Below are 13,472 nucleotides of genomic sequence, written 5' to 3'. Positions count from 1 at the left end.
ATGTTGCACATGGTGGCCCTCGCGGGCTCCGGAGCAACAGACCTGAAACGAAACGCCGACACTTCGCGGGGAATCCAGGCTTATCTCATATATGAGTTACGGTGGTGCACCATGACCGACGGATACAAAGGTCGTATCGGGAATCTGATTCGCGATGCGCGCAAGCACAAGGGCCTGACCCAGGCACAGCTCGCCGACCTTCTCAACACCAGTCAGAGCGCGATCAACCGCATCGAGCAGGGGCAACAGAACCTGTCGCTCGAGATGATCGCCCGGGTGGGTGCCGCTCTGGACTCCTCCCTCGTGGACATCGGCGCCGGCCCCACGCACCTGCGCGTCACCGGCCCGACGACGCTCTCGGGTGAGATCACGGTCAAGACCTCGAAGAACGCCGGGGTCGCCCTCCTGGTCGGCTCTCTCCTCAACCGAGGCCGTACGACGCTGCGCAAGGTCGCACGCATCGAAGAGGTCAACCGGATCATCGAGGTGCTCAACTCGATCGGCGTGCAGACCCGCTGGCTCAACGACGACAACGACCTCGAGATCGTGCCGCCGAAGGAGCTGCGCCTCGACGCCGTGGACGAGGCCGCCGCGCGCCGTACGCGCTCGGTGATCATGTTCCTCGGTCCGCTGCTGCACCGCCTGGACACCTTCGAGCTGCCCTACGCCGGCGGCTGCAACCTCGGCACCCGCACCGTCGAGCCGCACATGTCGGCCCTGCGCCCCTTCGGCCTCGAGGTCAAGGCGACCGACGGCGCCTACCACGCGAGCGTCAACCGGGAGATCCAGCCGGGCCGCCCGATCGTGCTGACCGAGCGTGGCGACACTGTCACCGAGAACGCCCTGATGGCTGCCGCGCTGCACCCGGGCACCACCACGATCCGCAACGCGTCCTCCAACTACATGGTCCAGGACCTCTGCTTCTACCTGCAGAAGCTGGGCGTCGAGGTCGAGGGCATCGGCACCACCACGCTGCGCGTCACCGGCCGCGAGGTCATCGACGTCGATGTCGACTACGCGCCGAGCGAGGACCCGATCGAGGCGATGTCGCTGCTGACCGCCGCGATCGTGACCGACTCCGAGATCACCATCAAGCGCGTCCCGATCGAGTTCATGGAGATCGAGCTGGCGACGCTGGAGGAGATGGGCTTCAACTACACCCTCTCCGAGGAGTACCTGGCGCTCAACGGCAAGACCCGCCTGGTCGACATCAACACCAAGCACTCGGTGCTGCACGCCCCGCTGGACAAGATCCACCCGCTCCCCTTCCCGGGCCTCAACATCGACAACCTGCCGTTCTTCGCCGCGATCGCCGCGGTGGCGCAGGGTCAGACGCTGCTGCACGACTGGGTCTACGAGAACCGGGCGATCTACCTGACCGAGCTCAACAAGCTCGGCGGCAACGTCACGCTCATGGACCCGCACCGGGTGATGATCGAGGGGCCGACCCACTTCTCCGGCACCGAGATCGTCTGCCCGCCGGCGCTGCGTCCCGCCGTCGTCGTGCTGCTCGCGATGCTCGCCTCGAAGGGCACCTCCGTGCTCCGCTCGACCTACGTCATCGCCCGCGGCTACGAGGACCTCGCCGAGCGGCTCAACCAGCTCGGCGCGAACATCACCGCCTTCCGCGACATCTGATCGAAGATCGGGCCGAGTCGGCTCATCCTGACCGAGTTCCCCGTCGAGTCGGCGCGTCATGACGCGCCGGCTCGACTGGATTTTGGGTCAGGACGAGCCGACTCGACGCGCTTGCTGGGTTGTGGCGACATCTGAGTCTGCGGGCTCATGTGATCCGGGACTCACGGGTGGTTAGATGCTCCCCGTGAGGGAGCAGCAACGACGCGTACGCGCCTATGCGCACCGTGGTGGAGCGCTCCATCCCGACCTGGTCGGGATGGAGAACACCATGGAGGCGTTCCGGCATGCGGTGGAGCTCGGCTACACCCATCTCGAGACCGATGTGCACGTCACCCGCGACGGTGTCCTGCTCGCCTTCCACGACGAGGCGCTCGACCGGGTGACCGACGTGAGCGGACTGATCGCGGAGATGACGTACGCCGAGGTACGGGCCGCCCGGATCGGCGGTCTGCACGGGGTACCGACGCTGGCGGAGCTCTTCGAGGCGTTCCCCGAGGTCACCTTCAACATCGACCTCAAGTCCGACGGCGCGGTCGGCGCGGTGGCCGAGCTGCTCGCCGCGACCGACCACGAGGACCAGGTCATCGTCGGCTCGTTCTCGGTCCGGCGACTGAAGGCGTTCCGCCGGCTGACCGAGGGGCGGGTGCGGACCTCGGCGCATCCACGCGAGGTGCTGGCCTACCTGCTGGCGCCGACCACCGGGATCGCCAAGAGACTCGTCGGGTCACGGTTCGACGCCTTCCAGATCCCCCATCACCAGCGCCTTCGCGGGCCGCTGTCGATCCGGGTGGCATCTCGTGGTCTCGTCCGCCGCGCCCACAAGGCGGGTAAGGAGGTCCATGTCTGGACCGTCGACGACCCGGCCGAGATGGAGCGGTTGCTCGAGCGCGATGTCGACGGTCTGATGACCGATCGCACCGACGTACTGAAAGCGTTCCTGGAGGAACGTGGCCTATGGGAGGCTGCTACGACCGGAGCGAGGCCGGGCGGCGAGCTTGCTCGTCCGCCCGAGTCGAGCGAGGGAGTGACCGCGCGAAGCGCGGAGCCGTCTCGGGCTGAGCCCAGCGAAAACAACGAGGAGCCCGAGAAGTGACCACATCAGCCGGGATCGGCGACTTCACGCCGGTCGAGCGGGCGCGGGAGCAGAAGGGCTGGTTCTTCACCGACTGGGCCGTCTCCGCCTTCCAGACGACGGTGGCCGGCGTGCTGTTCGCGCCCTACCTGATCGAGATCGCGAAGGCAGCTGCCGTCGACAACCGGATCGACGTCCTCGGGCTCTCGATCGCGCCCGGCGCGTTGCCGTCGTTCGTCATCACCTTCTCGACGATCCTGTCGGCGATCATCTACCCGCTGGTCGGCGCGATCGCCGACCGCACCTCGCGCAAGCCGGACCTGATGGCCGGATTCGCCTGGGCCGGCGCGCTCTGCGCGGCGCTGTTGTTCTTCATGACCGGGGACAACTGGTGGTTCGGCTCGATCATGTTCATCATCGCCAACCTGTGCGCCGGCGCGGCGGTGGTGGTCAGCGACTCGATCCTGCCGCTGATCTCGACCGAGGACGAGCGCGACCGGGTCTCCTCGATCGGCTGGGCCTACGGGTACGCCGGTGGCGGGCTGCTGCTCGCGATCAACTTCCTCCTGGTCACCTTCGCCGACCCACTCGGGCTCGGGACGGCGTTGGCGGTGCGGATCTCGATGCTCTCGGCCGGGCTGTGGTGGGCGGGGTTCATCATCATCCCGTGGCGCCGGATCCGCCGGCGTGAGCCGGCCGACGTCGAGGACGTCTCCGGCGGTGTCGTGGCGCGCTCCTTCGGTCAGCTGTTCGTGACGCTCCGGGAGCTGCCTCAGTATCCGGTCGCGCTGACGTTCCTGCTGGCGTACCTCTTCTTCAACGACGGCATCCAGACGGTGATCAGCTCGGCGTCGATCTACGGCGTCGAGGAGCTCGGGTTCGAGACCGGCACGATGCTCGGCATCTATCTGCTGGTGCAGTTCGTCGCCGTCGGCGGGGCGATCTTCTTCGGTCGACTGGCCAAGAGCTTCGGCGCCAAGCGGGTGATCCTCGGCGGCTTGGTCGGCTGGATGGTCATCGTCGTCGCGGCCTACTTCGTGCCCGAGCAGACCCTGCTGCCGCTCCTGGTTGTCGCGGTCGGGATCGGTCTGGTCATGGGCGGCACCCAGGCGCTGGCCCGGTCCTACTTCTCGCTGTTCATCCCGGCGGGCAAGGAGGCGGAGTACTTCAGCCTCTACCACGCGATGGACCGCGGCACCTCCTGGCTCGGCACCCTGGTCTTCGGCCTCGTCTACCAGATCACCGACTCCTACCGGCCCGCGATCCTGGCCCTGATCGCCTTCTTCGTCCTCGGCGGCGGGCTGCTCGCGCTGGTGAACACCGCGAAGGGCATCGAGCAGGCGGGCAACCGGGCGCCCGAACGAGTCTGAGGGAGCAAGGCGCCCGGAGGGTGCCAGACCGCGCCGGGCGGCTGGCGGGTTCGGGACATCGGCCGCTCAGGACTTTCTCAGAGAGATCCGCAGGTCAGGCGGGTCCTGTGTCGAACAACACGGCGAGGATCTCGACAATTCACGGAATCATCACCTCCTCTGTACCGTTGACGATGTGAAGAGGCCTGACCGGCCTGCGTCATGAGTCCGCAGACCGCTTCGCTCTTCAGCTCATTCAACGGGGGACGATCGACTCAGGAGGTGCTTCATGGCCGAGCGCACGTTGCGCGGCGCCCGACTGGGCGGACAAAGTTTTGAGGACGAACGCGGGATCGAGTTCGCGGGTCGTCAGCAGGTGGCATACCGCTGCCCGCAGGGTCACGACTTCGAGATCACGATGTCGGACGAGGCCGAGGTTCCGGCCATCTGGGAGTGCCCGCGCTGCGGCATGGAAGCTCTCAACCTCTCCGGTGCCAAGCCGGAGGAGAAGGCCGAGAAGCCGGCGCGTACGCACTGGGACATGCTCCTGGAGCGGCGCTCCGAGAAGGAGCTCGAGGACATCCTCAAGGAGCGCCTCGACCTGCTTCGCGGTGGCGAGATCGGCCCGGCTCACCTGCACCGCAAGGGACCGGGGAAGAAGAAGGCCAACGCCTGACTTCTGACACAGCCAGATACGCCGAAGGCGGCCTTCCATCAGGAAGGCCGCCTTCGGCGTATCTCGGGCCAGATCGTCAGGCCAGGTTGTCCTTGTCGATGACCTCGCCGGTGACGATGTCGTCGTTGCGCGGCCTGGCTCCGGCACCGAACGTGGAGGGCATCGCGGCGGCCACCAGGCGCTTCTGCACGACCTTGGCCAGGATGCGGCGGAAGAACGGGCGGGTGAACGGCAGGATCAGCACGATGCCGAAGATGTCGGTCACGAACCCGGGGCTCAGCATCAGCGCGCCACCGAGCAGGATCAGCGCGCCATCGGCGATCTCATTGGACGGCAGCTTGCCCGAGGAGAGCGCCGTGGACAGCGCCGACCAGGCCCGGGAGCCCTCGCGGCGCATCAACCACGCACCGAAGATCGAGTCGGCGACCAGCAGCAGGATCGTCCACCACACGCCGATGACCTGGCCGACCTGGATGAGCACGAACAGCTCGGCCAGCGGCATCACCAGGAACAGCAGCACCAGCACCCAGGAGAACCGGCGGCGACGCGTCGTCATCGACGGCCCCCCACGAAACGGTCCAGCCCGAATCGGCGCAGCAGGCGAAGCATCTGGTCGCGACGTTCGGCCAGGCCCCAGCGGGTCACCCGGCGCATCGACTCGGCGGCGACCGCGGGGCTCATCTTCGACTCGCCCCGGACCCGCTCGATGAACTGGATCGGGACCTCCTTGACGGTCAGGCCGGCCCGCAGCGTACGCGTCACCATCTCGGTCTGGAAGACATAGCCGGTCGACTCGACGCTGTTCAGCTGCAGCTTCTCCAGCGTCGTACGCCGGAAGAGGCGGTAGCCCGCGGTGGCGTCGTGGACGCCGATGCCGAGCAGGAGCCGGACGTAGAAGTTGCCGCCCACTGACAGCACGCGGCGCGACAGCGGCCAGTTGACCACCGAGCCGCCGCGGATCCAGCGGGCGCCGATCACCAGGTCGGCGGAGCTGATCGCCTCGAGCAGCAGGTGGAGCTCCTCGGGCTGGTGCGAGCCGTCGGCGTCCATCTCCCCGACGACGTCGTAGCCCTGCTCGAGGGCCCAGCCGAAGCCGTGCAGGTACGCAGCCCCCAGCCCGGCCTTCTCGGTGCGGTGCAGCACATGGATCTGCTCGTCGTTGTCGGCCAGCTCGTTGGCGATCGTGCCGGTTCCGTCGGGCGAGCCGTCGTCGACGATCAGCACATCGACACGTGGCTGCGCCTTGCGTAGCCGCCCGACGATCCAGGCGAGGTTGTCCGCCTCGTTGTAGGTCGGGATGACCATCACCGCCCGGCCGATCTCGGTCCAGGGTGGAAGCTGCTCGTTCGTCACGTACGCCGGCCTTGTCAAGGAATGGGGGTGGAGATCACAGGATATCCGCCCACCGGTTGATCCCAAGATCCCGATCGAGCGGGACGGCGCGATGGCGAGGCGATCGCAGACAGACAGAGCGCGGGAGGAGCAAGACGTTCTTCGGGCCGTTCCGATCCCTGCTGGCGGCAAGGGGACGATCGTTGTCTAAGGGCGCCTTGGCCCTCCCGCGTTGCCCTCGCGGCCGTTGACCGCGCCCACGAAAACGCGTCGAAGGCATGCCTGGCTCGACACCCCCCGACCCGATTCGTCGAGCGCCGGTCCGCCGACCGCAACTCTGCATGGGCGAACGCTGCCACCATCACCCGCTGGCTCCGCAGAAGTCAACAAGCCTCTGACCTGCGGAAACATGTGTTTCCGCAGGTCAACCACAGCCTGCGGAGCGCGAGAAAGTGACGAATTATCGAGGAACTTCGGCGTGTCGCCTTCGCGTACTCGTTACAGCACTCACGGAACGACGACAGTACCGCGTGCGGAGGTGGCCAGGAGCGGCTCCCCCAGTATCTCAGCGGCCCCAGGACGGGCCTCGGTCGCGGCCCCTCGGGCGACGACGTACACGGCGAACTCCATCACCCGGGACCGGGTCCCGGCCTTGATCAGCTCGCAGGTGATCTCCAGGACGTCGCCCGCCCGCACGGGTGCCTTGAACTGCACGTCGTCGTAGGAGGCGAACAGACCCTCGTCGCCGTCGGTGAGGATGCACATCTCGGTCGCGACGTCGCCGAACAGTCCCAAGCTGTAAGCGCCATCGACCAGGTTCCCGGCGTAGTGGGCGTGGGAGTAGGGCACGTAGCGGCGGTGGACGACCTTGGTGCCGATCTCGGGGCCGACCTTGGGACTGCTCATGCCGCGGGCTCCTTCGAGGTGGTGCGGTGGACGAGGTAGGAGGCGACCTCGGCGGGGGTGGTGCCGCGGCCGAAGATACGGTCGACGCCGAGCTCGGCGGTCATGGACTCGTCGAATCGTGGACCACCGGCGACCAGGAGCGGCCGCTCCCCCGCCGGATAGGCCTCACGGAACGCCGCCGACATCTCCCGGGTGTTGAGCAGGTGCGCGTCACGCTGGGTGACGACCTGGGAGACGAGCACGGCGTCGGCGCGCCGGGTGACGGCAGCCTCGACCAGAGAGGGCACGGAGACCTGGGCGCCGAGGTTCACGACCTCGATCTCCTTGTAGTACTCCAGCCCCTTCTCCCCCGCGAACCCCTTGATGTTGAGGATCGCGTCGATCCCGACGGTGTGGGCGTCGGTGCCGATGCAGGCGCCGACGACGACCATCGGACGCCGCAGCGTCTCCTTGATCACCGCGTTGGCCTCCTTCGGCGTCAGCAGCGGGAAGTCACGCTCGACGACCTGCACCTTGTCGGTGTCGACGAGATGGTTCACCTGCCCGTAGACGACGAAGAAGGTGAAGTCGTCGCCCATCGGCTTGGAGTGGACGACCATCGCCGGCTCCATGCCCATCTTGTTGGCCAGCTGCAGCGCGGCGCCGTCGGCGACCTTCGAGTGCTTGATCGGCAACGTGAAGGAGACCTGCACCATCCCGTCGCCCGTGGTGTCGCCGTACGGCCTGATGATGCTCATTCCTCGCCCTCCAGAATGGTGCTCGCGGGGTTGTAGTACGCCTCGGACTTCACGGCCACGCCCTCGAGGCCCTTGCCGGCGTCGGCGGGGCGCTTCATCAGGCCGAAGGTGCCGTCCGCGATCGCGTCGAGGAGCCCGTTGGGCTCGTCGATGATCTTTCCGAGCAGGTCGATCGACTCCCCCAGGACGTCGCGCGCCCGGTTGGCGATGAAGCCGTCGGGGGCCGGGTGGAAGTCCTCGCCGAGACGTCCGGCCGCGTCCATGACGTACCGGACGTTCTGCAGGGCCAGGTCGCGGTCGGAGATCCACGGCGTCACCACCGCCTCGGTCATCATCCCGACCAGCAGGATGCCCTGGTCGGTCATCGCGCCGGCCAGGTTGAAGAACCCGTCGAGCAGGTAGCCCTTGAAGATGTCGCCGGTCATGTGCCGGGTCGGGGGCATCCACTTCAGCGGGGCGTCGGGGAAGATCGTCTTCGCCAGCAGCGCGTGCGCGAGCTCGAGACGGAACGAGTCCGGTACGTCGGGGTTGATCTCGAAGGCATGGCCCAGGCCCAGCTGCCAGTCCTCGAGGCCGGCCTCCTTGGCGAAGTACTCGTTGAGCAGCTGCGAGGTGGTCACCGTGTGCGCCGCCTCGACCGCGTCGGCGGTGGTGAGGTAGTTGTCCTCGCCGGTGTTGATGATGATCCCCGCCCGGGCGTGGATCTGGCGCGAGAGCCGCTGGTCGACGAACGTACGCACCGGGTTGATGTCGCGGAACAGGATCCCGTACATCGAGTCGTTGAGCATCATGTCGAGACGCTCCATGCCCGCCAGCGCGGCGATCTCGGGCATGCACAGCCCGCTCGCGTAGTTGGTGAGCCGCACGTAGCGGCCGAGCTCGCGGCTCGTCTCGTCGAGCGCGGCCCGCATCAGCCGGAAGTTCTCCTGGGTCGCGTACGTCCCGGCGAACCCCTCCCGGGTGGCGCCCTCGGGCACGTAGTCGAGGAGCGACTGGCCGGTCGAGCGGATCACCGCGATGATGTCGGCGCCCTCACGCGCGGCTGCCTGCGCCTGCGGGATGTCCTCGTAGATGTCGCCGGTCGCGACGATCAGGTAGATCCACGGCTTGCGGGGTGCGTCGCCGATCTCGGCGATCATCCGCTCGCGCGCCACCCGGCTGGCGTCGAGGCGGGCGATGCCGACCCCGACCGCCTCGCGGGCGTGCTTCGCGGCCAGCTCGGCCTCGGCGCCCTCGGGCAGGTTGAAGGTCACCTGCCCGGCGGCGGCCTCCTCGGCGAGCCGCGAGAGATCGTTGGCCGCGCTCCGCGCGGTTACTCCCTCGTTCGGCGCGAGCGGACGAGCAAGCTCGCCGCTCGGCCTCACTCCGGTCGTCTCGTGGGCGGCCAGCGCCTGCCACACCGGCAGCGCGACGCCGTGCTCCAGCCCGATGTCGGCGCGCACCGCGTCGACCAGGTGGTTCACCCACGGGGTGCCGTCCGGGTCGGCTCCGGCGAGCCCGGCCAGGCGCAGCGTCGCTCGCTCGACGGCGACCGTGGTGTGCTTCTTGGCCATCTCGACGATCGGGTCGCCGACCTTCGCGGCCAGCGCGCGGGCCTGGGCGATCGTGCGTGGGTCCAGATCGAGTCTCACCGGACACCCTCCTTCTCGAATACGGTTCTGCCGTCGACGACGGTCTGCAGGCAGGGAGTGATGACGTCGGCGACGTCGGATGAGGTCAGGTCGGGGAACGCGGCGCGGTCCCAGACGGCGTACGTCGCCCGCTGCCCGGGCGCGAGCGTGCCGGCATCGTCGACGCCGGCCGCGTACCAGCCGCCGACCGTGTGGCCCGCAAACGCCTCGGCCGGGGTGATGCCCTGGCCGGGCGTGCGGTGATGCACGGCCGCGTGGACGGCCGCCCACGGGTCCAGCGGCGTGACCGGCGAGTCGGAGCCGAAGGCGACGCGGACACCGGCGTCGAGCAGGGTCCGGAACGGGTTCATCTCCTGCCAGCGCTCCCCCAGCCGGGCTGCGTACATCCGTTCCGGGCCGCCCCACAGCCCGTCGAACATCGGTTGCACGCTCGCGATGACCCCGAGGTCGGCGAAGGTCTTGATCGCCGTCGGCGAGGGCAGCTCGCAATGCTCGAGGCGGTGGCGCCGGGCTCGCACGGTCTCGGCGCCCAGCTCCGCCTCGGCGAGCCGGAACGCCTGAGCGATGTTGTCGATCGCCTGGTCGCCGATGCAGTGGAAGCCGGCCTGGATGCCGCGCCGCGTGCAGCCGATGATGTGCTCGGCCAGCTCCTCGGGGTCGAGGTAGGCGTGGCCACGATGTCCGGCCAGGTCGGCATAGTCGCTGGTCAGGGCCGCGCTTCGGGATCCGATGGAGCCGTCCGCGCTGAGATCGCCGGCGAGACCGGAGATGTCGCGGAGGCGGTCGAGGTCGCCGAACCCGAGGTGAGCGCCCCAGTAGTAGGTGCCGTGCAGGCCGGCCGCGGTCGCTTCCGACTGCACGGCCTCGAGGTCAGACTCGGGGCCGATCGCGGGTCCGGCGTTGTCATGGAAGGCACCGATGCCCAGGGAAGCCATGCTCTGCAGCGCCGCTCGCGCACCACGTTCGGCGTGGCCGGCCGGGGTGAAGTCGGCGAGCAGGGGCAGCAGTGCGCGCAGCGCCTCCCGCTCGACCCGTCCGTCCGCCGCCCAGCCCGGGAGCCCGGCGATGCCGGGCACCTGGGCCATCAGTGCGGTGGAGACGACGGCGGAGTGACCGTCGATGCGGTTGAGATAGACCTTGCGCCCGTCCGAGGCGCGGTCGAGCTCGGCCGCGGTCGGCAGGGTCGGGTCCGGCCAGAGGGTCTCGTCCCACCCCTGGGCGAGCACCAGGTCCTGGGGTCCGAGGTCGGTGACGTACGCCGCGACCTTCTCGAGCACCGCCTCGCGGCTGGAGAGGCCGACGAGATCGAGCCCGAGGATCTGCTCTCCGGTCTCGACGACGTGGACATGAGCGTCCACGAAGGCCGGCGTGACCAGGCGCCCCTCGAGGTCGACCACCTCGTCGGGGCCGGCAAAGGCACCGGGGTCGGTTCCGGTCCAGACGATGCGCCGGCCCTCGACGGCCATCGCCGAGACCGGCTCGCCCGAAGCGAGGCCGGTGTGGAACACACCGTTGCGCAGGAGGATGCGGGTCACGGCGCCAGTCTGCCCTCGAAGAGCGCCCGAACGCCCGCGTGCGCGCGGAGAAGATCCAGTGCGTACGCAGCGTGCCCGGGGACGTAGCCGTTGCCGACGAGCATCGTGACGTCCGCGGCAAGGCCCTCGGCGCCGAGCGCGGCGGCGGAGAAGGAGGTGGCCATCGAGAAGAAGATGACCGTGCCGCGGTCGGCGGTGGCGAGGATGGCGCCGCCCTCGCAGCCGGGTACGTCGACACAGACGACGGTGACGTCGGCGGGGCCACCTGCCGAAGCGGAGCCCGAGGCAAAAGGCGCGGCCTTGGCGACCGCGTCGCGCAGCGCCACCGGGTTGCGGGCGTCGGCGATCACGACCTCGTCGGCCAGGCCGGCGTCGCGAAGCCGCTCGGCCTCGGCCTCGGTCGGGACGATGCCGATCAGGTGGCCGGCTCCCGCGTCGCGGGCGGCGGCCAGCGACAGCGATCCGGACTTGCCGCCGCCACCGATCACTGCGACGACGCCCCCTGCGTAGCGCTCCGAGACGACCCGCCGGGTCAGTGCCGGGGCACCGCACACGTCCATCACCGACAGCGCGAGCTCGGGGGCGAGGTCGTCGGGCAGGACGGCTGCGATCGAGCGGCCGAAGAGGATCGCGTAGCCGTCGCACGGCACCTGCTCGGAATCACCGCCCCAGCCGACGAGCCCGTCCTCGATCACCAACGGCGTCAGCGTCAGCGACACCAGCGTCGCGACCCGGTCCCCGACCTTCAGCCCCAGAGGCGACTCGGGGCCGACCTCCTCGACGACACCGACGAGCATGCCGCCAGACCCGGTCACCGGGTTCTGCATCTTGCCGCGCTCGGCGACGATGTCGAGCACCTCGCGGCGTACGGCCTCTCCGTCTCCGTCGTGCGCGGACTCGAGCTGCCGGAACGAGGCGGCGTCCAGGTTCAGACGCTCCACCCGGATCCGCACCTCGTCGGGCCACAAGGTCTTGCGGGTGTCGAGTCTCCTGGCGGCCTGGGGCAGCGGCAACGAGCCGCTCACCGGCTCATCGAGCACTCGGTGCAGGCCTGTCGGGTCAGAAGTGGTCATCGTCGTACGCCTCCTTGCGTCCATCTCACGGCGGACCCTACCAGCGGTTGCGGGAAGAATTGCGGCCGATGGTTGCAGATGCCGCAGGATCTCCCGCTATGGTGGAGGACATGACGGCAACCATCGAGCCTACGACCCGAGACGGACAGCCCTACGCCTACCAGCGCGTAGAGCTGGTCGAACCTGACTGGACCCGGTTCCCAGGCTGGGCCGACATCACCGACGAGCAGTGGCGCGACGTGCAGTGGCAGCGCGTCAACTGCATCAAGAACATCCGCCAGCTCCGCGCGCTGATGGGCGATCTTCTCGACGAGCGGTTCTACGCCGACCTCGAGCGCGACATGGCCGAGCGGGCGACGATGTCGATGCTGGTGCCGCCGCAGATGGTCAACACGATGGTGCCCTCGGGCGCGTCGGCGGGCGAGGAGTTCACCGCGGCGTTCTACGCCGACCCGATCCGGCACTACATGATCCCGGTCTTCTCCGACCGCCGCACCGACTGGCCGTCACACCCGCAGGCGAGCCGCGACTCGCTGCACGAGCACGACATGTGGGTCGCCGAGGGGCTGACCCACCGCTACCCGACCAAGGTGCTCGCCGAGCTGCTCTCCACCTGCCCGCAGTACTGCGGCCACTGCACCCGGATGGACCTCGTCGGCAACTCGACCCCGGTCATCGACAAGCTCAAGCTCACCGGCAAGCCGGTCGACCGCCACGAGGCGATGCTCGAATACCTCCGCAACACCCCGCAGGTGCGCGACGTGGTCGTCTCCGGCGGCGACGTCGCCAACCTGCCCTGGCCGCGGCTGGAGGACTTCCTCACGAAGCTGATGGCGATCGACAACATCCGCGACATCCGGCTGGCCACCAAGGGCCTGATCGGTCTCCCCCAGCACTGGCTCCAGGAGCCGCTCCTGGAGGGGATGAACCGGGTGACCACGATCGCCCGTGAGCGCGGCGTCTCGCTGGCGATACACACCCACGCCAACCACGCCAACTCGGTCACTCCGCTGGTCGCCGAGGCGTCCAAGGCGCTGCTGGCGGCCGGGGTTCGCGACGTACGCAACCAGGGAGTGCTGCTGGCCGGCGTCAACGCCGACAGCCACAGCCTGCTCGACCTGAGCTTCCGCCTGCTCGACGGCGCGCAGATCATGCCCTACTACTTCTACATGTGCGACATGATCCCGTTCAGCGAGCACTGGCGGGTCTCGGTCGCCGACGCGCAGCGGCTGCAGCACGACATCATGGGCTACCTGCCCGGGTTCGCCACCCCGCGCATCGTGTGCGACGTACCTTTCGTCGGCAAGCGCTGGGTCCACCAGATCGCCGACTACGACACCGAGCGCGGCATCTCCTACTGGACCAAGAACTATCGCACCTCGATCGAGGCATCGGACTCCGAGGCTTTGACCAGGACCTACGAGTACTACGACCCGATCCACACCCTGCCCGAGTCGGGCCAGGAGTGGTGGCGTACGCACGGGGAGTGACCCGGGCGTGACTGGGACCCGGCGCTGGGCGCC

The 13,472-nt window shown here is 68.6% G+C and carries 12 protein-coding genes; 5 read left to right on the top strand and 7 right to left on the bottom strand.

The annotated features are described in order from the left end of the window. Positions 1-111: 111 nt before the first annotated feature. From OH802_RS19345 to OH802_RS19330, 4 genes are all read left to right on the top strand, one after another. Entirely contained in the window at positions 112-1,638 is a 1,527-nt protein-coding gene (locus OH802_RS19345; RefSeq protein ID WP_350844536.1) for a UDP-N-acetylglucosamine 1-carboxyvinyltransferase, read from the top strand. A 184-nt stretch (positions 1,639-1,822) separates the two neighbouring features. Beyond that, positions 1,823-2,731, top strand: a complete 909-nt coding sequence (locus OH802_RS19340) for a glycerophosphodiester phosphodiesterase (protein ID WP_406021142.1) — start codon at positions 1,823-1,825, stop codon at positions 2,729-2,731. Further along, positions 2,728-4,080, top strand: a complete 1,353-nt coding sequence (locus tag OH802_RS19335; protein WP_406021140.1) for an MFS transporter — start codon at positions 2,728-2,730, stop codon at positions 4,078-4,080. The genes OH802_RS19340 and OH802_RS19335 overlap by 4 nt, the downstream gene beginning before the upstream one ends. A 268-nt stretch (positions 4,081-4,348) precedes the next feature. Beyond that, positions 4,349-4,735 carry an RNA polymerase-binding protein RbpA gene (locus tag OH802_RS19330; protein ID WP_008359714.1) on the top strand — a complete coding sequence of 129 codons (387 nt, stop codon included), beginning with the start codon at positions 4,349-4,351 and terminating at the stop codon, positions 4,733-4,735. A gap of 76 nt (positions 4,736-4,811) precedes the next feature. On the opposite strand, the gene OH802_RS19325 is transcribed toward OH802_RS19330, so the two are convergent. The 7 genes from OH802_RS19325 to OH802_RS19295 form a co-directional block, all read right to left on the bottom strand. After that, complete coding sequence (locus OH802_RS19325; RefSeq protein WP_406021137.1) at positions 4,812-5,291, bottom strand: FxsA family protein; 480 nt, start codon at positions 5,289-5,291, stop codon at positions 4,812-4,814. After that, on the bottom strand, positions 5,288-6,040 hold the full coding sequence (locus OH802_RS19320) for a polyprenol monophosphomannose synthase (RefSeq protein WP_406029348.1): 753 nt from the start codon (positions 6,038-6,040) through the stop codon (positions 5,288-5,290). The genes OH802_RS19325 and OH802_RS19320 overlap by 4 nt, the downstream gene beginning before the upstream one ends. A gap of 534 nt (positions 6,041-6,574) precedes the next feature. Further along, complete coding sequence (locus OH802_RS19315) at positions 6,575-6,973, bottom strand: hotdog domain-containing protein (RefSeq protein WP_406021135.1); 399 nt, start codon at positions 6,971-6,973, stop codon at positions 6,575-6,577. Further along, positions 6,970-7,710 (bottom strand): OAM dimerization domain-containing protein, encoded by a 741-nt coding sequence (locus OH802_RS19310; RefSeq protein WP_406021133.1) that lies wholly within the window; start codon positions 7,708-7,710, stop codon positions 6,970-6,972. Before OH802_RS19310 ends, OH802_RS19315 begins: the two co-directional genes overlap by 4 nt. Further along, positions 7,707-9,341, bottom strand: coding sequence for a lysine 5,6-aminomutase subunit alpha (locus OH802_RS19305; RefSeq protein ID WP_406021131.1), 1,635 nt, complete (start codon positions 9,339-9,341; stop codon positions 7,707-7,709). The genes OH802_RS19310 and OH802_RS19305 overlap by 4 nt, the downstream gene beginning before the upstream one ends. Further along, positions 9,338-10,876 (bottom strand): amidohydrolase, encoded by a 1,539-nt coding sequence (locus OH802_RS19300; protein ID WP_406021129.1) that lies wholly within the window; start codon positions 10,874-10,876, stop codon positions 9,338-9,340. Before OH802_RS19300 ends, OH802_RS19305 begins: the two co-directional genes overlap by 4 nt. Then, on the bottom strand, positions 10,873-11,949 hold the full coding sequence (locus OH802_RS19295; RefSeq protein WP_406021127.1) for an L-erythro-3,5-diaminohexanoate dehydrogenase: 1,077 nt from the start codon (positions 11,947-11,949) through the stop codon (positions 10,873-10,875). Before OH802_RS19295 ends, OH802_RS19300 begins: the two co-directional genes overlap by 4 nt. A 110-nt stretch (positions 11,950-12,059) precedes the next feature. Between OH802_RS19295 and OH802_RS19290 the strand changes: the two genes are divergently transcribed. Further along, the gene (locus OH802_RS19290) at positions 12,060-13,439 is read left to right on the top strand and encodes a KamA family radical SAM protein (RefSeq protein WP_406021125.1); all 1,380 of its coding nucleotides are present in this window, start codon (positions 12,060-12,062) and stop codon (positions 13,437-13,439) included. The last annotated feature ends 33 nt before the right edge of the window (positions 13,440-13,472 follow it).

Source organism: Nocardioides sp. NBC_00850, assembly GCF_045207335.1.
Classification (GTDB): Bacteria; Actinomycetota; Actinomycetes; order Propionibacteriales; family Nocardioidaceae; genus Nocardioides.
Note: the sequence above shows the minus strand (reverse complement) of the source record. Positions and strands in the feature narration are given on the sequence as shown.

Coding starts and splice junctions, on each gene's coding strand:
- OH802_RS19345 (WP_350844536.1), top strand. CDS start 112: ATGACCGACGGATACAAAGGTCGTATCGGGAATCTGATTCGCGATGCG.
- OH802_RS19330 (WP_008359714.1), top strand. CDS start 4,349: ATGGCCGAGCGCACGTTGCGCGGCGCCCGACTGGGCGGACAAAGTTTT.
- OH802_RS19325 (WP_406021137.1), bottom strand. CDS start 5,291: ATGACGACGCGTCGCCGCCGGTTCTCCTGGGTGCTGGTGCTGCTGTTC.
- OH802_RS19320 (WP_406029348.1), bottom strand. CDS start 6,040: ATGGTCATCCCGACCTACAACGAGGCGGACAACCTCGCCTGGATCGTC.
- OH802_RS19315 (WP_406021135.1), bottom strand. CDS start 6,973: ATGAGCAGTCCCAAGGTCGGCCCCGAGATCGGCACCAAGGTCGTCCAC.
- OH802_RS19310 (WP_406021133.1), bottom strand. CDS start 7,710: ATGAGCATCATCAGGCCGTACGGCGACACCACGGGCGACGGGATGGTG.
- OH802_RS19295 (WP_406021127.1), bottom strand. CDS start 11,949: ATGACCACTTCTGACCCGACAGGCCTGCACCGAGTGCTCGATGAGCCG.
- OH802_RS19290 (WP_406021125.1), top strand. CDS start 12,060: ATGACGGCAACCATCGAGCCTACGACCCGAGACGGACAGCCCTACGCC.